The sequence below is a fragment of the Thermoflexus sp. genome (genome assembly GCF_034432235.1).
Taxonomy (GTDB): domain Bacteria; phylum Chloroflexota; class Anaerolineae; order Thermoflexales; family Thermoflexaceae; genus Thermoflexus.
Genome location: NZ_DAOUCJ010000072.1, coordinates 27,665 through 47,134 on the forward strand (window position 1 = coordinate 27,665; position 19,470 = coordinate 47,134).

The following is a 19,470-nucleotide window of genomic DNA, read 5'->3' on the forward strand; positions in this document are numbered from 1 at the left end:
GGGAGAAACGCTGTCCCTCCTCCCTCCCACTTCGAGCTCCAGTTAAGGCAAGGGATGGGTTCCTTCACACGGCGGCAATTTCTGAAAATGAGCGGCGCGGCAGGGCTCACGGTGGCGATGGCGGGAGCCTTCGGCGGCTACCGCCTGTGGGAGGATACGGGTGGGAGGCCGCCACCTCTCCGTTCTCCTTTCGCGGAGCCGCCTGATCGGCGCTGGCCTCTCTCGGATGGGGAGGCACCGATCCTCCTGATCCTGAACGAGCGGGGCTCGCCCCCCGGCGGAGCTTTCCTCGCAGAGATCCTGAGAACGGAGGGCCTCAACGCCTTCCAGTCGGCCTCCCGGGCCGCCATGCGCCCGGAGATCCTGGAGCGCTTCCCCATGGTGGTGCTCAGCACTGGGGCACTGGATACCGTGGAAGGAGAGGTCCTGCGCCGCTACGTCGCTCAGGGCGGCTGTCTGGTGGCCATACGGCCGCCCCGACATCTGGCGGATCTCTTCGGGCTGGAGCCGGTGGCAGGCGAGACCGCAGAGGGATATGTGCGGATCCGGGAGGATCATCCACTGGGCCGGGGCTTTCCACGGGAGACCTTGCAGTTCCACGGCGTGGCCGATCATTACCGGCTATCAGGGGCGGAGGCCATCGCCTCTCTGGCTGGGAAAACCGGGGATCTGCCCTTCCCGGCGGTGACGCTGCACCGGTTCGGCGAAGGGAAAGCCGGGCTGTGGGCGTTCGATCTCGTCGGGAGCATCGTCCGAACCCGTCAGGGCAACCCGGCGATGAGCCATCAGGAACGGGATGGGCTCCACGGGCTGCGGGCGCATGAGCTCTTCGACGGCTGGATCGATCTGGACCGCCTCGGGATCCCTCAGGCCGACGTGCTGATGCGGTTGCTGAGCCGGATGATCACCGGGATGCTCCTGGATCGGCTTCCCCTTCCCCGCCTCTGGTATTTCCCTGAGGGGGCGCCGGCGATCCTGGTGGCGACCGGAGACGCCCATAACACCCCTCCGCCAGCCGTAGAAGAAGTCCTTCGCCGGGTGGAGAAACGCGGTGGGACGTTCAGCGTGTATTATGCGCCCCTGTCGCGGGATCGCCTTCAGCGGGCCTGGCATCGCCTGCTGGACTGGATCGATCGACCCGCCGGACACGTCGTCCTTCCTGAGCACGTTCGAAGCTGGCGGGCCCGCGGCCATGAGTTCGGAATCCATCCGTATGTCGAGGAGGGGCTGGAAGCCGGATGGCGGCGCTACTGGGAGGTGTTCACCGGGATGGGCTACGGTCCGGTTCCCCCGACCGTGCGCACCCACCGGGTCCTCTGGAGCGGATGGGTGGAGACGGCGCGGGTCCAGGCGACGTATGGGATCCGGATGAACCTGGACTTCTACCACGTCGGCCCGATGTTCCGGAAGGCGGATGGGGAATGGGTCTTCGGTTATTTCACCGGCAGCGGGCTTCCCATGCGTTTCGTCGATGAGGAAGGCCGCGTCCTGGACATCTACCAGCAGCTGACGGCGCTGGTGGATGAACAGCTGATCGGGTGGACGTGGCCCCAGGCGCCCCGTTTCCCTGTTTCCACCGCGCTGGACATCTCCCGCGCTCTGATCCGGAACGCGGTAGAGCAGAGCGAAGCCCTGGCGTTGCAAGCTCATGTGGATCCGTTCGCCATCGGCGGAGAGGCCGCGGAGACCCAGGCGCGCTGGCTGGAGGGGGTTCTGGATGAGGCGGCCGGGCGGGGGATCCCCATCTGGTCAGCGCAGCGCTGGCTGGAGTTCGTGGAAGCGCGCGAGCGGACCGAACTGGAGGCGCTGCGCTGGGATCCCGAGAGCCGGACGCTCCACCTGCGGGTGACGGCTCCGCCCGTTCCCTCCCGCCTCACCATGGCCCTCCCGCTGGAGGTCCCCGGCGGCCGTCTCTCGGAAGTGCAGATCCACGGAGCCTCCGTGCCGCATTCCGAATGGAGCTGGCAGGGGTTCCCTTATGCCTGGATCCCTCTTCCCAGCGGCATCTTGCAGATCTCGGTTCGTTACGCGTAGGACAGCGACTCACGTCATCCGATGCTGCCGATCCGCTACGACCCTTGTTCGAGATCGGTCGGCGCCTCCGGGGATCGGAGGCCGGTATAGAAGACGACCATGAACGCGAATGCCAGATCCACCAGGAAGAACCCGTTGTCCACCATCCCGTGGGCGAGGGTATCCGCCATCGCCCCCGCTGCCCCCCAGCGCCAGGGATCCCGGGAAGCCCCTGAGCGGAGGATTCTCCGCCAGAACAGGACCTGCCAGGCCAGCCCGGCGATCAGCCCCAGCAGGCCGGTGCGGGCCCAGAAGTCCAGGAAGATGTTGTGCGGGTGGGAGAGATTCGGCTCCTGCCACGCATCCGGCCGGATGTAACGGCTGCGATACCAGTAAAGGAAGTTGTCCGGGCCGACTCCAAAGAGGGGATGCTCCCGGATCAGATCCATGGTGCTGGCCCACAGGCGGAGGCGGAAGAAGACGGTGCTGCCCGGGGTGGATGCGCGCCGGGCCAGCGCTTCCCCCACGCGCGGCCCAAGAAGCCCTCCCAGCCCCATCGCTGCGCCGAGGGCGAGGATCCCAAGCCCCCACCGAACCCTTCGTGGCAGCCTTCCCCACCGATCGCGCAGCCACAACCCGCCCATCGTGATCAGCGCCGCCGGGATCCCCAGGAACGCGGCCCCTTCCGAACATGTTCCCATGCCTGGGATCCCCACCATCAGGAGGCCCAGCCCGGCGAGAAGCCGCCCTCGCCGGGAGCGCCCGGCCAGCGTCAGGGCCAGGAGGAACGGGAAGACCCTTCCCAGGTAAAGCGCCAGGTTGTTGGGTGAGCCGAAGGGCCCTCGCATACAGCGCGCGCCGGCCTCCCCGGTGATCAGCCCTACCCCTGTGATTCCCTGCATCAGCCCGACGCCGGCCGCTCCGATCCCGCCCAGCAGGAAGGCCTGCAATACCCCTTCCCACTCTGCGCGCGGGGGCCGCATCGCCCGGGCCAGGGCGTAGAACAGAAGAGGCTCCAGGATCACCATGCGCCACTCCCGCCACGCCACCCGCTGGAACACGGCCAGGGCCGTGCTGAGAGTCGCTGCCCCGAAAAAGACCAGCATCCAGCGATCCGCCGGCTCCCAGGCCCAGGTATTCCTCCTTTCCTTCCCCCAGCGGATCCCCGAATGGAGAAGCCATGCCGCGGCGGTGAGCAGGAGCATCAGCTCGTTCATCGGGAAGGCCTTCTGGAAGAAAGGCTTCGGATACAGATAGAAAGGGGCCCAGAAGGCGGTGAGGGCCAGGCCGAGGGAGGGCCGCCGGATCAGCACGGCCAGCAGCAGCAACGCGGCCAGGGCCGTGAGGGCCACCCGGGGAGCCAGATAGAAGAACCCGCTCAGGGCCAGGCCCAGGCCCAGCCATCGCAGTTCGCCCCCACGCTGGAGCTCCCATGGCTCCCAGGAGATCCACCACATCCCGGCGTAGACCAGCCCGGAGAGCCCCCAGGCGCCCCACAGCCCCAACCGATGGGCCATGGACCCCGTGAGCTCCCGGATCGAGCGGGCGGCGGACCGGCGGGCCTGGAGCGTTCCAGCGATCACCAGCCATCCTCCCACGCCGATCCCGAGCAAACACAAGCCCAGCGCCAGGCGATATCGGAAGAGATCCGGCTGCACCCCGGCCACGCTCCAGCCCACCAGCGCCCATTGCCCCCAGCCCCGCTCGGCTTCCATCCGCACGGTATGCGGCCCATAGGGCAGGTCCTCCGCCACCGGGACGGTGACCACTTCCGGGGTCGCGTAATCCGGGGAGGTCAGGATCAGGTAGGCGCCGCGCGCATCCCGGGGAAGGCGGTTCGCCGGCTGCCCATCCACCCATACGTAGAGATGGGCGCGATACCCGCCCCGTCGGACCCTTAGGGCGAGCCCGGTGCCCTCGAAAACAAAGCTCAAGCGGTCTCCCTCCTCGCGCCCGATATCTGCGCCCAGCGCCGAGAAACGCCATGCGCCCTCGTAGATCGCTCCCGGCGGCGGGCCGTAGGCGCGGCCCTCGGCTCCCTCCTGGGGAACCGAGGCGGGATAGTAACCCGGGGTGAAAGGCGCCGATGACACGGCGGCGCGCAACGCCTCCGCGGCCGGGCGCAGCCGACCGGAGGGATCCACCAGCGCAAATCCCCAACGCGGATCATCCGGCGACGTCTCCGGCCGCCACGTTTCCAGAAACATCGTCCCCATCCAGGGCCATTCCCGGCGGACCCGCGCGATGGCCTCCTGGATGTAGCGGGCCTGCGTGGCCTCATCCACCTGCCCCCAGATCGAGGGGCGGCCGCTCCATCCGGGCGGCAGGGCGTTCCATCCCCAGTGGCTGGCCCAGATCGGTTTCCCCTCATCCCCATAGCGGACCATCACCTCGCGCAGCAAGATGGCCCGGGAGAAGTTCAACACCTCCGGGTCCACCCGCCGATCGTCCGGCCCGGTGTCGAAGCCATAAGGCTTGGCGGCGACAATATCAAAGAATTCCCGGGCGCCCAGCTGATAGAGCTGCTCCAGGAATAACCAGTCCGCCAGGTTCCACGGGCCGCGCTCCACGGTGGGGGCCAGACCGGCCAGCACGATCACGGCATCCGGATCCGCCGCGCGGATCGCGACGGCCGCCTGTTGTAGCATGGCTACGTAAGCCGGGGGATCCGGGAGCCCACCGCCCCATCCGAGGGTGAGGTTGGGTTCATCCCAGATCTGGTAAAAACGCACCCATCGCCCATAGCGCGCCGCGAAAGCGCCCGCAAACCGGGCGAAGTCGGCGGGATCCAGCGGCGGGGCCATGGGCCCCCTTCGCCGGGCTGCCCATCCAGGGCTATCCCCCAGAACGGCTACCAGCTCCAGGCCAGCCGCCCGGACCTCGGCCATCACCTGATCGGCCTCCGTCCAGTCCCAGCGGTCTTTCTCCGGCTGGATCGCCGACCAGGGGAAGAAAACGCGGATCCGCGGGATGCCCAGGGCCTGGATCTGCTCCAGATCGCGCCTCCGCTCTTCGGGCCTCCGTCCAAACAGCGGGACATTCAAGCCCACCCGCGGCTCGCCGGACCACGGGATGGGGGGAGGGAAGCCGGCGATCGTCCCCTGCCAGCGGGCGCGCAACAGCTGCCCGGTCGCTCCCAGCCCGAGCAGCCCGAGGCTGATCAGCAACAGACCCAGCCCAATCCGAAATGAACCTTGCCATCGATCCTGGAGCACCGTCATAGGACTTGCTTCCCTGAGCCGGAACTTCACGAAATGGGCCCTCCGAAGCGGCTACCGGAGGTTCCGAGGAGGCGTGGAAACATGGAGCGTCATGGATCCCATTCCGGCTATCCCGTGCCGCGTCAACGATCACGCCCGGAGGAGGTTCCGCACCACGAACCAGACGTTCGCGGGGCGTTCTCCCAGGCGCCGCATAAAATATGGATACCACTCCGTCCCGTAGGGCACGTATACCCGGACTGTGTATCCCTGGCGCGCCAGGGAGATCTGGAGATCCCGGCGGATCCCATAGAGCATCTGGAACTCGAAGGCGTCGCGGGGGACTTCCCACTCCGCGATCCGGCGCAGCGCGTGCTGGATGATCCGCTCATCATGGGTGGCGATCGCCACGTAAGCGCCTCGCTGCCGCGCCTCCGCGGAGAGCAATCGCTCCATCAACCGCACATAACTCGCATCCACATCCCGTTTGCGGGGATAGGCGATGTGCGGCGGCTCCTGATAGGCCCCCTTGCACAAACGGATCCGGGCGATCCCCTCTTCGATCAGGCGCTCCACGTCCTCCCGGCTTCGATACAGGTAGGCCTGGATCGCAACCCGGGTATTGGGATACTGCGGGGCGAGCCGCCGATACAGCCTCAGGGTGCGCTCCGTGTAAACGCTGCTCTCCATATCGATCTCCACCACCGTCCCGACCTGGGCCGCCCGCTCGATCACCCGCCGCAGGTTCCCCTCGCAGATCTCCTCCCCAATATCCAGGCCCAGGTGGGTCAGCTTCACCGCGAGATGTGGCCGCATCCCCAGCGCGGTCAGGTGGTCCAGGGCGAGCAAGTAATCCTCAGTGGCCCGCATCGCATCGGCGGCGGATTCCACGTTTTCCCCCAGATGGTCCAGGATCCCCCCGATCCCCATGGCCTCCAGCTCCCGGATGGCCCGCAGGCCGTCCTCCAGCCTCTCGCCGGCCACAAAGCGCGAGGCGGCTCGCCAGACGAACCCCCAGCGCATCACCCGCTCCTTCATCGTCCGGTTCCGGGAAAGCGAGACGAAGAGCGCGCGCCACATAGGATCCCCCTGATGTCGAGGATGAGGCCTGGGCCACGCCGCTCACCGCCGGAAATAGGCTTCCAGAACCTCCCGGGCCACTGGCGCTGCGTTCTGAGAACCCTCCCCCCCATTCCAGATGAAAACCAGGATGGCGATCTCCGGCGCCTCTGCGGGCGCGAAGGCCACGAACCAAGCGTGGCTGGGCAGCCGCCGTCCGGAGCACAGCCCCATGCGGAGGGCCAGATCGTCACAGAACTCCGCCGTGCCGGTCTTGCCGGCGATCCGAATCCCTGGGATCTGGGCCCGGACAGCGGTCCCCCGCTCCACGGCGGCCACCATTCCATCACGAACCACCGTTAGATGCTCCGGCGCAATCGGGAGCCGCCCCATGACCTCCGGCTGGAAGGCCTTCAGGAGATTGCCATCCGGGCCCGCGATCTCACGAACCAGGGTGGGCCGGTAAAGGGTTCCCCCATTGGCGATGGCGCTGATGGCGTTGAGGAGTTGCAGGGGTGTCACCAGCAGGTACCCCTGCCCGATCCCCAGGTTGTAGGTATCGCCGGTGGACCAGGTCTCCCCGAAGGTTTTCCGCTTCCACTCCGGATCTGGCACCTGCCCGGCCGCCTCCCCGGGCAGCTCGATCCCGGTCGGGCGCCCCAGGCCGAAGGCATGCATATAGCGCACCAGGCGCTCGATCCCCAGCCCCTCGAACACGGGCTCCCCCGGCACATCATACCCCCCAGCGACCTTGTAGAAGAACACATTGCAGGAGTTGGCCAGGGCATCCACCACATCCTGCCAGCCATGGCCGGAGCGCAACCAGCAGAAGAAATGCTGGGCCAGCCCCGGATCGTTGGGGAAATACCGGTTGGGGATCACGATCTCTCCCGGATCGAACAGCCGGGTTCGGGGCGTGATCACCCCTTCCTGGAGCGCGGCGGCCGCCACGATAGGCTTGAAGGAGGAGCCCGGCGCAAATTGAGAGGCGATCGCGTGGTTGAGCAGCGGCGCAAAGGGATCCTCCACCAGGCGGCTGTATGCCTGAGGGAGATCGGGGCTGACGAACCAGTTGTTATCGTAATCCGGGAGGCTGACCATGGCCAGGATCTCCCCGGTCGTCGGCCGCATCGCGAGGACCACCCCCCGCCGCGTGATCTCCCGGCCGGCGATGCGGTTCAGCTCTTCCAACTTGGCCTGCAGGGCCGCCCGCGCAGCCGCCTGCAGCTCCAGATCCAGCGTGAGCGTGATCCGCGCCCCAGCCTGGGGAGGGATCTCCGCCAGCACCCGCACCGGCCGCCCCCGCGCATCCTCCTCCACATAACGAGCCCCTTTGGTCCCTCGCAGCCATGGCTCCAGAGCATATTCCAGGCCACTGAGACCCACCCGATCCACCGCCGGATCATAACCCTGGGCCTGATAACGAGCGGCCTGCTCCGCGGGGATACGCCCCACGAAGCCCACCACATGGGCGGTCAACGGGCCAGTCGGATATCGCCGTTGCAAAACAAGCTCCACCTGAACGCCAGGGAGACGGCTGCTTTCTTCCATCAGACGGAAGGCAATCTCCCGATCCACCGGCTCCTTCAGGACCAGCGGCCGGAAGGGGGCCTCCCGGGCGGCGGCCTGGATCCGCTCCCGGATCCCCGGGCCGCCTTGCCCCTGCGCCGAGGCCCCGCCGCTTTCCACCGGTATGCCCAGCCATCGGCTGAGCTGCTGGAAGATCGCCTCCCGCTGGGCGGGGTCCTCTGGCAGATCTCCCGGGGTTACCAGGACCCGGAAAGCCGGGTCGTTCTGAACCAGCGGGCGACCCTGGCGGTCCAGGAGAATCCCCCGGGGGGCCTCCAGTGGGATCACCCGGAGGCGATTCCGCTCCCCCAGCGCCCGATACCCGGGTCCTTCCACGATCTGGAGCCGGTAGAGGCGATAGCCCAGACCGGCGAATCCGAGGGCGATGACCAGTGCCCAGAGGATCAAGCGAAGATGCGGAGAAGGAGGTGGCGGTGGAGGGGAACGGAACACCGCCACGCTATCCAGGGCCTCCGCCTCACGAGGTGGGTAAGGTTCCGACATCGCGGGTTCCCGTTGACCCCTCAGGGTTGGAAAACTGCTCAAAGCCTCAACCTACTCTATGGGTCGCTCCATCGCGCGCAGGGAAAGGGGGATAGCCCCCCCTTCCCGATGGCCTTGCGGCCGTTTCCTCATCGATGTAACACGGGACGTTCCGGGCGTGGGCGGAGCGCCCGGAACAGCGGATAAAGCAGCAGCATCCCGATCGTATTCCAGAGCGCCTCCGGCAGCATGATCTGCCGGAACGCCGCGTTCCAGTCCATCGGATATTGTAAGGCCATCAGGAGGAATCCTCGAACCCCCTCCATCAGGAAGGTGCCCGTGGTGGCCACCAGCGTCGGCATGATCAACCGCCCCCGGAAAACCGGTCGGCTGAGCCCATGGGCGAGCGGAACAACAGCCATCAGAGCCAGGGCGCTGAGGCCCAACGGCCCTCCGGAGAAGAGATCCAGCCACAGTCCCCCAGCCAGCGCCCATCCCCATCCTTCCTCCAGGGGTGCGAGAAAGGCCACCGTGGCGACCGCCAGGAACACCAGGTTCGGTCGCCCGGGATGCGGGATCCCCATCGGGATCCAGGTGGCCTGAAGCAAAGCCGCCAACCCCAGAACGCCGAGCGTTCGCAGCCACTTCCTGCGCATCCTGGGTTTCCTTTCCTCGTTCTCTTTCTCTGGGGAGGGGGCCCTCGGACCTAACCCCCTGGCCCCCTTTCCTATGAGGGAAGGGGGCGCCTAAAAATCCCCCCTCCCCGTTTCGGGGAGGGGAAATCGGGCGGTCGCCTACCTGCGGATGATCATTTCGCAGGAGTCAGCCCCTTCCCTCAAGGCAGAGCCTCCATCCCGGGGAAGCTGGTGATCACCAGCACATAGCTTAAACGCCGGGGATCGACGGCGGGCTGGATGCGGGCGCGCTGGAAGGGCTCGCGGCCCTGCAGCACTTCGGCAACCTGGCCGATGACCAGCGCCCGGGGGATCTGGCCGCCCACCCCGGAGGTCAGCACCACATCCCCCGGAAGGATCTGCTCATCGGGCCGCACGAAATCCAGCACCAGGCTTCCGTCCGGCTGGCCGATGACGATTCCGGTTGCCCGGGTGGTCTGCAAGAGTGCCCCTACCTGACTTCCGCCGTCGTTCAGCAGGCGCACCCGGGATCGATTGAGGCTCGCAGAGGCGACCCGGCCGACCAGGGCCGAACCCTGAGTGATCACGGCCATCCCTTCTCGAACTCCCTGGCGGATCCCCACATCCAGAATGAGAAACCGAAGATAGGGATCCGTCTCGTAACCGATCACCGTGGCGGTCACGAAGGTGGTCTGGGGGTTCTCCCGAACGATCCCCAGCAGCGCTTTCAATTCAGCGTTCTCAGCGGCCAGCTCCCGCAGGCGTAGGTTCTCCGTCTGCAGATCCTCCACCTGGACCCGCAAGCGCGTCACTTCCTCCCGGAGATCGCGGATCTCCCGGAGGAATCCCACAGCGTCCATGGCGTTCCGCCCCAGATCCGCGATAAGCCGCTGAAGGGGGGTCAGAGGAATCGTCAGGAGGGACTCCACAGGTTGAAGCCATCCCAGGCCGTGGAGGAACAGAAGCACAATAGCCAGGCCCACCCACCACCCAGCCGTCCCCCATGGACGTCGATCTCCTGGAGGCAAGGCCCATTCTCCTCCTTATCTCCGAGTTGCGTTCCCTTAGCGGGCGATCGGCTGGCCGATGCGCACCGGTGATCGGGGCGGCCGGCCGCGATCCAGCGAGCTCAGCACCCGGTGCCAGGTGTCCAGGTTCTCCAGGACCTTCGCGGCCCCCAGGGCGACTGCCGTGACCGGATTCGGGGGCACCCAGCATCGGATCCGGGTCTCCTCGGTCAGGCGCTGGGCCAGGCCTTTGAGCTGGGCCCCGCCGCCAACCAGCGCAATGCCGATCTCCATGATGTCGGCGACCAGCTCCGGTGGCGTCTCATCCAGGACCGATTTCACCGTGTCCACGATGATGCCCACTGCCTCCCGTAGCGCTTCGCGGATCTCAATGCTGGAAACCTCGATGGCATCCGGCAACCCGGTGATCAGGTTCCGGCCCCGGACCACCATGGTTCGCTCCTCGGGCAGGGGATAGGCGGACCCGATCTCGATCTTCACCCGCTCGGCCATCCGCTCGCCGATGAGCAGATTGTAGCGCTGACGCATGTAGTGAATGATCGCCTCGTCCATCTCGTCCCCAGCCACCCGGACGGAGCGTCCGACGACGATCCCGCCGAGGGCGAAGACCGCCACCTCCGTGGTTCCACCCCCGATATCCACCACCATGCTCCCCCGGGCCTCGGCGACAGGGAGGCCGATCCCGATCGCTGCCGCCAGGGGTTCCTCAATCAAGAAGGCGGCCCGGGCACCGGCGGCGAGGCAGGCATCATGCACGGCGCGGCGCTCGACTTCCGTCACCCCGCTGGGGATCCCCACCACCACCCGCGGGCGGGGGATCGGAACCGGGACCTGCTGGTGGGCTTTGCGGATGAACTCGCCGATCATCTCCCGGGTCACTTCGAACTCCGAGATCACGCCGTCCCGCAACGGGCGGATGGCCACAATGTGCGCGGGGGTCCGGCCGACCATCTCCTTGGCTGCCTCCCCCACCGCCAGCACCTGCCGGGAGCGCCGGTCAATCGCTACCCAGGAGGGCTCATGGATCACAATCCCTTTTCCCCGAACGCACACCAGCGTGGTTGCAGTTCCCAGGTCGATCCCGATATCCAGGGAGAGCCATCCGAACAACGCGTCGATCGGATTCCACACCGGTTCTTCGCTCCAGAGCCAGGATGATACCCTTTGCCATTGGATGCCCCACGGGAAAGCCATCCCAGGGAATGGCCGGGGCCATGCCACCGTTTCTACGGAGTCCGGGCTGGATTATACGGGGGGCCTGCCCATTCAGCAACCGCTCTCCCCGGGCTTCTCTCTCCGGGTTCCAGAGAGGGCGGACGAGCGCTCTGCGGTCAGGTGACCTCTTCTTCGGGGCGGAACGATGCGGCGTCTCCTCCTTCGTCAGCGGGGGCGACCTCGGGAAAGCCCAGCTGATAGAGGATCTCCCGCTGGACGGCCCACATCCGGTGCCGCTCTGCTTCGGCTTCGTGATCATAACCTAACAGGTGCAGAACCCCATGCACGGTCAGCAATGCCAGTTCCCCGTCCAGCGGGTGGCCTTCCCGCTGGGCCTGACGAACCGCATAGGGGAAAGCGATCACCACATCGCCCAGATATCGGATGCCGGGGGGGATTTCTACCTGGGTGGGGAAGGACAGCACATCCGTGGGCGCATCGATCCCCCGATAGGTCCGGTTCAGCTGGCGGATGGTTTCCTCATCCACCAGCGCCACCGTCAGCGTGGCGCGGTTTTCCAGGCCGTGGCGTTGAAGGACCACGCGGGCGGCCCGCCGCAGCCCGGCGATGCGCCCGGGCGCATGATACGCCCGGGGCGCCCGGATTTCAATTCGAACGCGCGGGGATCGCTTTCCCCCCATTGGAACCCTCCCGGATCCAGGAGCCCACCAGCCGGCCCCTGGGCGATTGGGTTTGGGGTGCGGATCGGACGGCACAACCATCTGCTTCCCGCCCCTCTGTCTCCTTCAACGCTTCAATGAGAGGAGGTCTCCGGATACATCAGGCGAGGATGGAACATCCCTTGGAAGACCTGCAGGAACGCCTCGCGGATTCCCTGGAGATCCTGCATGGTCAGTGGCGCCTCATCCAGCTGGCCCGACCGGATGCGCTCCTGGAACACTCGCTCCAGGATCTGGGCCAGCTCCTGGGGGTCCTTCGGCCGCGCCGCCCGAACTGCGGCCTCGCAGCCATCGGCGAGCATCACAATCGCCGTTTCCTTGCTCCGGGGCCGTGGCCCCCGGTAGCAGAAGGCCGCCCGATCGACTTTCTCCGGATCCCCAGCTTCCTGGACAGCACGATGATAAGGGATCGTCACACACAGCGTCCCATGATGCTCCTGGATGAAAGCCCGGACCCGGCGGGGCAGGTGGTAGCGTCGGGCCAGCGCCAGGCCGTCTTCCACATGGCGAAGGATCGCCTGCGCGCTGGCATAGGGATCCATCTGCTCATGAGGGTTATCCCCGTTCGTCTGATTCTCCACGAATAAATAGGGGCGGACCATTTTCCCGATATCGTGATACAGGGCGCCCACCCGGGCCAGAAGGGGATCCGCGCCGATCCGCAGGGCTGCCTGTTCCGCCAGGTTAGCGACCATCAGGGTGTGGTGATAGGTTCCCGGAGCCCGCACCATCAGCTGCCGCAGGAGGGGGTGGGTCGGGCGGGCCAGTTCCAGCAGGTGAAGGGGTGTGGTGACATCGAAGAGAGTGCCCAGCATGATGAACCCGATCAGGGTGATCGTAACCGAAAGGGCGCCCGCCAGCAATCCCATTCCGCCGGTGATCAGCATCCTCAGCGGGGAGAACGATCCGCTCTCTACGGTGGCCGCGATGCCGATCAGTCCGGTGACTGTGCCTGCGCTCAATCCGGCCACCAACAGGGTCTGAAAGCGCTCCAGCCGGTGGAGCATCAGAATGGTTAACCAGTTAGCCAGGAGGGAAGCGGCAAGGAAGGCAGGCGTTCGGTCGGCGATCAGCCCGAACCACAGCGACCAGATCGCGCTGAGCAGCAGCGCCGGCACGGTGCCCAGGCCGGTGGCCATCAGCATGCCCAGCGCGGCGGTGGGGAAGGCCCAGATCCATTCAGGCGCGAAAACGGTGATCAGGCGCGCGCTCAGCGTGAAGAGCAAAAAGAGCCCCAGCAGGGCCAGCGGGCGTCGCGGGCGCTCCTGAACCTCCGGGACAAGACGCTGGAGGACCAGCAGGAGTCCGATCACCCCGAGCCCCGCGATGGTGCCCCGGGCGATGGGGAGATGCCCGGGGGTCGCCGGGGCGATCAGACCGTATTGTTGAAGGGCCTCCAGTGCCAGTGCGTCCAGGATATCCCCCTGGCGGATGATGGCCTCGCCGGCGCGGATGTGCCGGATCTGAGGCGGGACAGCCTCCCGGGCCCGCCGGCGGGCCGCCTCCGTCGCCTCCGCATCCAGCACGCTGTTCGGGACGATCAGGGGGGTCACCAGGCGGACCACCAGGCTGGCCTCCTCCTCGGTCAGGCGAGCGGTGACCTGACGGGGAAGCCCCCGGAGCACGGCGAAGATTTCATCCTCCCGAATGGGCTCCCGCATGATTTGATCCAGCAGCCTCAGGGCCTCGCTGGTGATCAGCTCCCATCGGGAGGAATCCACGGTCAGCAAACGAAGGCGCTGCTCCGGGGAGAGACGGGGATCCCGGATCATCTGCTCCAGCCGGCGGGCTTTTTCCTCCAGCGGAAGGGTTTCCCCCCGGAGCTGCCCGATTGCCTCCAGGCTCTGGCGGAGCTTCTCCACCTGCTGCCGGGCGATGCGAGGATCCGGGCCGGTGTAGATGGGCGCGACCCGGGCCGCCGCTGCTTCGCGAGCCTGCTCGGTCAGGACGGCGCTGGGATAGTGGAGTTCATAGGGGGCGAAGATGGTCTGTGGGGCGGCCTGTCCGATCTGCCATGCCTGGCTGGCCCCATCGTCGATCGGCCAGGCCACCAGGGCAACCATCAGCAACCCCAGGGTCAGCGACCAGCTGACCCAGCCGATCGTCCACAGGACCCGACGCCATGGGATGGCTCGGACGAGGTGGATCAGCGGTTTCCCTCCCATCCCGCGGCTCATCCAACCCGGCATGTCCGCATGCCCTCCGCCCTTTGGCTTCGTGGCCCCGACGGCATGGGATGGGTGGGCACATTGGAAAGGTACCCATCGGCCTGGAGCAGGATTAACCTCCTGGCGTTTCCAGTTGGGGAGTCGATTGTCCCGCTCATTCCCGATCCTCCACCCAGAGCAGCACGGATCGTTCCCGACTTTCCCAGTGCCAGCGGGTGCGAGGGGGGAGGACCGCCAGCTCTCCGGGGCCCAGGATCCCGCGGACTGGCTCCGGCCACTCCGGCCGGTGGGCCTCCATGGCGATTTCCCCCCGCAGCAGCAGCACGAACGCCGGCCCCTGAGTTTCCCACTCGGGGGAAGATCCGCTCCCTCGAATCCCCTGGTAGCGGACGGCATGGGCTTCCAGCAGCAGGGCGGGCGTGAAATCCGGATAGCTTCGAAGGTGATCATGAATGCGGATGGTGATCAGAGGGCCTGCTGCCGGTTCGCTGATCCGAAAATCGCCGTTCCGGCGCTCGGGCATCAGATCCTTTCGAAACAATAATACCAGGGAGGGCACCCGGGATCCGGAGCGATGCGCCATCCCCCGAGGGATCCGGATCAGCTCATCGGGCTTCAGGGTCACCTCCTGGCGATCCGTCCAGAAGGTGACCAGCCCCTCGTAGACCAGAAACACCTCATCGAACTCCGGGTGGCGGTGCCGGGTGACCTCGCCAAAGGAGCGATAGGCGTAAACGTGAACCGTTCCGAACCGGGCGATCGGGTAAACCTGAAACGGCTCCACCAAGCTCTCACGGATTTCCGGGATCGAGGCCCGAAAGATCATTCCGGTCTGCTCCGCTGACCAGAAGCGTGTGGGGGGACATCTCTGCCGGCTCTACATGGACAATGATATGCTGAAGCTGAGGATAGCGTTGTCGCAGTTCCTGCTCCACAGCCTCCGCTTGTCGGTGGGCTTCCTCCAGGGGCGTCTGACCGGCCACCTGGCAGATCAGCGCCGCATCGTAGCCCGCTTCGTGGGGGTAGAGGCGGACCTCCCGGCATGATCCGGGGCCGAAGATCCGCTCGACGGCCTCCCGGGCGGCGATCGCCAGGTCTTCTGGGGCCTCCATGCCGGCCGCCCGTGGCCCATGGGCTCGGGGCTCCATGTGGGTGGTCACCGTGAGGATCTGCGGGAAGTGTTCCCGGACCCTTCGTTCCAGCTCCGTAACCCGGGCATGGGCCTCCTCCACGGATAGTGCTTCATCGACCTCCACATGGAGGCCGATATGATAGCCTTCCGGTGTCTGGACCCCGTGGAGCTCATGCACGCCCAGCCCGAGCCGGTCGGCCAGGTTTCGCAGGCGAATGGTCATGGCTTCCCATTCCGAGGAAGGAGGCAGACGGCCGGGCTCGATATGGACCACGGCATCCACCACGCCTGGGATCTCCGCTTTCAATCGCTCTTCAACTTCCGTGGCGATGGCATGGGCCTGCTCGGTGCTCATGGCTGGATCCACTTTGAGGTGAAGATCCACGTAGGTCTCATCGGGCGTTCCCCGGCTGCGCACCCGGTGGATGGCGCGCACCCCGGGCACCGACAGGGCCACTCGTTCCACCTCGGCGGGATCCACGGCGGCGCTATCGGTGAGCACCATGGCGGTGGATCGAAGGATCCGCAGGCCAGCGGAGAGGATCACGCCCACCACGCCCAGTGCCACCACCGGATCCAGCCAGGGGAGCCCCAGGCGGGCGGCGGCCAGGCTGGCCAGGACGGACAGCGTGACGAAGACGTCGGTGCGGGTGTGGAGGGCGTCGGCCATCAGGATGCTGCTGCGCAACCGTGCCCCCTGGCGGGCCTCATAATGGGAGATCGCGAAATTCATCGGCAAGGTGAGCAGCATCAGCAGGAACAGCGGCCCGCTCACCTCCGGTTGCCCGCCCAGGAGCAGCCGTTCGATCACCCCCCGGATGACCTCCAGGGAGGCCATCAGCAGGAAGATCCCCAGGATGAGGGTGGCGATGGCCTCATACTTGCGATGGCCGTAGGGATGGTTACGATCCGGCGGCCGGGAGGCGAGGGCGATCCCCACCAGCCCGATGACGTTGGCCGAGGCGTCCAGCCCGCTGTGGAACGCGTCGGCCAGTGCGCTCAGCGCTCCTGCTTGCAGGCCGACGAGGAGCTTGATCAGAGTCACTGCGAGATTGGTCCCCAGGACAATCCACAGCACTCGCTGCACCTGGCGCTGATACATCCCATGTTCCCCTTTGGGTGAGAGGGCCATGAGTCCCCAGTGTGCCCGCCCCGTGGGCGATCATTCCCGCTGGCCGGTTTTGCGGGACGACGCATCGGGCGAGGTGGCCTGCCCCGCTCTCGCCTCCCCGGGGATTTAGGGGCCGGGCTGGCATAGGGTCTCCTGATCAGGATCCGGTGCTGGGTCGATGCATGTTGCCCAGGAAGACCTGAAGCGTGTCCACAGGCACCGGAAAGATGATGGTGGAGTTCTTTTCCATCGAGATCTCGGTCAGTGTTTGCAGGTAGCGCAGCTGAAGGGCGGCGGGTTCGGAGGCGATCATCCGGGCAGCCTCCACTAGGGTCTTCGCCGCCTGGTATTCGCCCTCTGCATGGATGATTTTGGCCCGCTTCTCCCGCTCTGCCTCCGCCTGCCGGGCCATCGCCCGCTGCATTCCCTGCGGCAGCTCCACGTCCTTCACCTCCACCATCACCACCTTGATCCCCCAGGAATCCGTTGCCTCATCCAGGATCTGCCGCAGGTGCGCATTGACCTTGTCCCGATGGGCGAGCAGCTCGTCCAGTTCCGACTGGCCCAAAACGCTGCGGAGGGTCGTCTGGGCCAGATTCCAGGTCGCGGCCTTGAAATCCTCTACCTGGGTGATGGCCTTCGCCGGATCGATCACGCGATAGAAGACGACGGCGTTCACCTTCACCGTGACGTTATCCCGGGTGATGGCCTCCTGGGGAGGCACATCGAAGGTCATCAGCCGCAGGTTGACCCGAATCACCCGATCGATGATCGGGATGACGAGGAAAAGGCCAGGGCCCTTGGTGGCGTGATATCGGCCCAGCCGTAATACCACACCCCGTTCCCACTCCGGCAGGATCCGGATGGCCGACGAAAGCAGGACCAGGATGGCCACAGCAACAGGAATGCCCCACACGATCCATTCCATTGGAACATTCTCCTTTCGCCCCAGCAGGTGAAGCTTTGATCCCCTGTTCCGGCGGCCGCCGATCGATCTGTTTCCGCTCTCATTGTAACTCAATTGGCCGGAGCGAATAGGGGTGGGACAGGCATGGCCGATGAACCGGAGGATTCGCTCCGCCCGGCCAATTCCGAACTGTTTGCTTTTTCCCTTTAATTAATTAAACTGGGAGCGCTTCAGACCTGGTTGTTTCCTGGCCTCTATGGCTCCAAGGGTCCAATCTCTGTTCTCGATAGCGGGGGGCCCATGATCGAATTGGTGTGTAATCTGCATAGCCATACGCGCTTCTCGGATGGGGTCGGCTTTCATCGGGATGTTGTAGCGGCCGCGGCCCGGGCCGGCCTGGATGTGGTGGGGGTGACAGATCATAACGTGTGGGTTGGAGGAGTGCAGGGCTACTATGATCGGGTCCTCCTGCTGGTGGGCGAGGAGATCCATGACCCATGCCGGCAGCCTCAGGCGAATCATGCCCTCATCCTGGGGGCCGGGCGGGAGCTGTCCATGTGGGCGGCTTCTCCTCAGGCTCTGATCGATGCGGCCCGGGAGCAGGGGGCCCTGGTCTTCCTGGCTCATCCGGTGGAGTATACGCCGCGCTGGCTGCAGGATTGGCTGGGGGAGCCAGCTCTCCCCTGGGTGGATCGAGCGGTGGTGGGGTTTACGGGCCTGGAGATCTGGAACACGATGAGCGAGTTCAAGGCCCGGCTGAGGACTCCCCTCCACGCGTTGTATTACGCCTTCTTCCCTCCGCGTTTTCTCAGGGGCCCGTTCCCCGAGGCGATCCGCTGGTGGGAGCAGTTATGGCTCTCCGAGGTCCCGGCGGTGGCCATCGGTGGGGCGGATGCGCACGGACATGCCTACACGCTGGGGCCGTGGCGGCGCGTGCTTTTCCCCTACGAATGGTTGTTCCGTGCGGTGAACACCCATGTCCTGGTGGATCGTCCCCTCCAGCGTCGTCCTGAGGCGGACTGGTTGGTGATCCGCGATGCCTTGCAGGCAGGCCGTGTCTGGGTGGCCAACGATCTGCTGGGGTCCTCGCGGGGTTTTCGATTTGAGGCCCGTAGTGGGCACCGGCGGGCGACCATGGGGGAAACGCTGCGTCGGGCGGGGGCTGTTCATATCGAGGCGGTTGCCCCGGCTCCCGGGGAGTTCCGGCTGATCCGTTTTGGGAAGGGAGTGGTGGCCCGGGCCCGCGGGCGGGGATTGCATTATCTCACGGCGGAACCGGGGATTTATCGAATTGAAGTGTATCGCGGGGGTCGCCTCTGGATTCTGACCAATCCGATTCGGGTGATTTGAGGGAAGGGCCCATGCGGGCGCTGGTGACGGGCGGGGCGGGTTTCATCGGTTCGCATCTGGTGGAGCGCTTGCTGGCGGAGGGATATTCCGTCACCGTTCTGGATGATCTCAGTGGAGGTCGATTGGAGAACCTGGATGGTGTGCGCGATCATCCGGGGCTCCAGGTGATTATCGGGGATGTGCGGGATCGAGCCGCGCTTCAGGCGGCTCTGGAAGAGGTGGAGATGGTTTTTCATCTGGCGGCGGTGGTGGGAGTTCCCCGGGTGCTGGCGGATCCCCTGCGGACGATCCAGGTGAATGTGGAGGGAACGGAGCGGGTTTTGGAGGCGTGTGCTGAGCGCGGGATTCCGGTTTGCGTGGCTTCCTCCTCGGAGGTTTACGGGAAGGGGGTGCGCTGGCCGGCGGGGGAGGCGGATGATCTGCGGCTGGGCCCGCCGACGGTTTCGCGCTGGGCCTATGCGGTGAGTAAGCTGCTGGATGAGCACCTGGCGGTGGCCTGGGCACGCCGGGGCCTTCAGGTCAGCGTGGTTCGCTATTTTAACGTCTACGGCCCGCGGGCGGATCCCCATGGCTACGGCTATGTTGTCGCCCGATTTATGGATCAGGCCCTTCGGGGGGAGCCGCTGACCGTTTATGGAGATGGGCGGCAGACCCGTTCGTTTATTTATGTGGAGGATGCGGTGGAGGGAACGTTGCGGGCCGGATGGTTGCCCGCGGCCTTCGGCCATGTTTTCAACATCGGGCATCCCGAGGAGATCTCCATCCTCGCCCTGGCGGAGAAGATCCGGTCGATTTCGGGCTCCCGGGCGCCGATCCGCTTTCTCCCCTTCTCCGAGGTCTATGGGCCGGATTTTGAGGAGGTTCCCCATCGGGTTCCGGATGTCTCGAAGGCTCGTGCCTTGCTGGGTTTTGAGGCCCGT

General features: G+C 66.1%; 14 protein-coding genes. 3 read left to right on the forward strand and 11 right to left on the reverse strand.

Annotated features, from left to right (window positions below; all coding sequences use genetic code 11):
• The first annotated feature begins 54 nt into the window (after nt 1-54).
• A complete protein-coding gene (locus VAE54_RS08580) occupies nt 55-2,034 on the forward strand; it encodes a twin-arginine translocation signal domain-containing protein (RefSeq protein ID WP_322801542.1) in 1,980 nt (659 codons plus the stop codon).
• A gap of 35 nt (nt 2,035-2,069) precedes the next feature.
• Here VAE54_RS08580 and VAE54_RS08585 read toward each other — a convergent pair whose 3' ends face one another.
• The 11 genes from VAE54_RS08585 to VAE54_RS08635 all read right to left on the reverse strand — a co-directional run bounded on the left by VAE54_RS08585 (nt 2,070) and on the right by VAE54_RS08635 (nt 17,221).
• Complete coding sequence (locus VAE54_RS08585) at nt 2,070-5,234, reverse strand: O-antigen ligase family protein (RefSeq protein ID WP_322801543.1); 3,165 nt, start codon at nt 5,232-5,234, stop codon at nt 2,070-2,072.
• 129 nt (nt 5,235-5,363) lie between these two features.
• Entirely contained in the window at nt 5,364-6,293 is a 930-nt protein-coding gene (locus VAE54_RS08590) for a proline dehydrogenase family protein (RefSeq protein ID WP_322801544.1), read from the reverse strand.
• Between the two features lie 42 nt (nt 6,294-6,335).
• On the reverse strand, nt 6,336-8,345 hold the full coding sequence (gene mrdA / locus VAE54_RS08595; RefSeq protein WP_322801545.1) for a penicillin-binding protein 2: 2,010 nt from the start codon (nt 8,343-8,345) through the stop codon (nt 6,336-6,338).
• Nucleotides 8,346-8,473: 128 nt separating this feature from the next.
• Entirely contained in the window at nt 8,474-8,980 is a 507-nt protein-coding gene (gene mreD, locus VAE54_RS08600) for a rod shape-determining protein MreD (protein WP_322801546.1), read from the reverse strand.
• Between the two features lie 179 nt (nt 8,981-9,159).
• Nucleotides 9,160-9,987, reverse strand: coding sequence for a rod shape-determining protein MreC (gene mreC, locus VAE54_RS08605; RefSeq protein WP_322801547.1), 828 nt, complete (start codon nt 9,985-9,987; stop codon nt 9,160-9,162).
• A 36-nt stretch (nt 9,988-10,023) separates the two neighbouring features.
• On the reverse strand, nt 10,024-11,118 hold the full coding sequence (locus VAE54_RS08610) for a rod shape-determining protein (protein ID WP_322801548.1): 1,095 nt from the start codon (nt 11,116-11,118) through the stop codon (nt 10,024-10,026).
• 200 nt (nt 11,119-11,318) lie between these two features.
• Complete coding sequence (ybeY, locus tag VAE54_RS08615) at nt 11,319-11,843, reverse strand: rRNA maturation RNase YbeY (protein WP_322801549.1); 525 nt, start codon at nt 11,841-11,843, stop codon at nt 11,319-11,321.
• 113 nt (nt 11,844-11,956) lie between these two features.
• Nucleotides 11,957-14,047, reverse strand: coding sequence for an HDIG domain-containing metalloprotein (locus tag VAE54_RS08620; protein ID WP_322801550.1), 2,091 nt, complete (start codon nt 14,045-14,047; stop codon nt 11,957-11,959).
• Nucleotides 14,048-14,204: 157 nt separating this feature from the next.
• Complete coding sequence (locus VAE54_RS08625) at nt 14,205-14,876, reverse strand: cupin domain-containing protein (protein ID WP_322801551.1); 672 nt, start codon at nt 14,874-14,876, stop codon at nt 14,205-14,207.
• On the reverse strand, nt 14,842-16,284 hold the full coding sequence (locus VAE54_RS08630; RefSeq protein WP_322801552.1) for a cation diffusion facilitator family transporter: 1,443 nt from the start codon (nt 16,282-16,284) through the stop codon (nt 14,842-14,844). Before VAE54_RS08630 ends, VAE54_RS08625 begins: the two co-directional genes overlap by 35 nt.
• A 166-nt stretch (nt 16,285-16,450) precedes the next feature.
• A complete protein-coding gene (locus VAE54_RS08635) occupies nt 16,451-17,221 on the reverse strand; it encodes a slipin family protein (RefSeq protein ID WP_322801553.1) in 771 nt (256 codons plus the stop codon).
• Between the two features lie 279 nt (nt 17,222-17,500).
• Between VAE54_RS08635 and VAE54_RS08640 the strand changes: the two genes are divergently transcribed.
• Both VAE54_RS08640 and VAE54_RS08645 read left to right on the forward strand, forming a co-directional pair.
• Complete coding sequence (locus tag VAE54_RS08640) at nt 17,501-18,550, forward strand: PHP domain-containing protein (protein WP_322801554.1); 1,050 nt, start codon at nt 17,501-17,503, stop codon at nt 18,548-18,550.
• 11 nt (nt 18,551-18,561) lie between these two features.
• Nucleotides 18,562-19,470 (forward strand): NAD-dependent epimerase/dehydratase family protein (locus VAE54_RS08645; RefSeq protein WP_322801555.1); only part of this gene is annotated, 909 nt, incomplete at its 3' end.

Excerpts from the sequence above, each read along its gene's own strand:
- VAE54_RS08580 (WP_322801542.1), top strand. The coding sequence starts at position 55 with ATGGGTTCCTTCACACGGCGGCAATTTCTGAAAATGAGCGGCGCGGCA.
- VAE54_RS08585 (WP_322801543.1), bottom strand. The coding sequence starts at position 5,234 with ATGACGGTGCTCCAGGATCGATGGCAAGGTTCATTTCGGATTGGGCTG.
- VAE54_RS08590 (WP_322801544.1), bottom strand. The coding sequence starts at position 6,293 with ATGTGGCGCGCGCTCTTCGTCTCGCTTTCCCGGAACCGGACGATGAAG.
- mrdA (WP_322801545.1), bottom strand. The coding sequence starts at position 8,345 with ATGTCGGAACCTTACCCACCTCGTGAGGCGGAGGCCCTGGATAGCGTG.
- mreD (WP_322801546.1), bottom strand. The coding sequence starts at position 8,980 with ATGCGCAGGAAGTGGCTGCGAACGCTCGGCGTTCTGGGGTTGGCGGCT.
- ybeY (WP_322801549.1), bottom strand. The coding sequence starts at position 11,843 with ATGGGGGGAAAGCGATCCCCGCGCGTTCGAATTGAAATCCGGGCGCCC.
- VAE54_RS08620 (WP_322801550.1), bottom strand. The coding sequence starts at position 14,047 with ATGGGAGGGAAACCGCTGATCCACCTCGTCCGAGCCATCCCATGGCGT.
- VAE54_RS08625 (WP_322801551.1), bottom strand. The coding sequence starts at position 14,876 with ATGATCTTTCGGGCCTCGATCCCGGAAATCCGTGAGAGCTTGGTGGAG.
- VAE54_RS08630 (WP_322801552.1), bottom strand. The coding sequence starts at position 16,284 with ATGTATCAGCGCCAGGTGCAGCGAGTGCTGTGGATTGTCCTGGGGACC.
- VAE54_RS08635 (WP_322801553.1), bottom strand. The coding sequence starts at position 17,221 with ATGGAATGGATCGTGTGGGGCATTCCTGTTGCTGTGGCCATCCTGGTC.
- VAE54_RS08640 (WP_322801554.1), top strand. The coding sequence starts at position 17,501 with ATGATCGAATTGGTGTGTAATCTGCATAGCCATACGCGCTTCTCGGAT.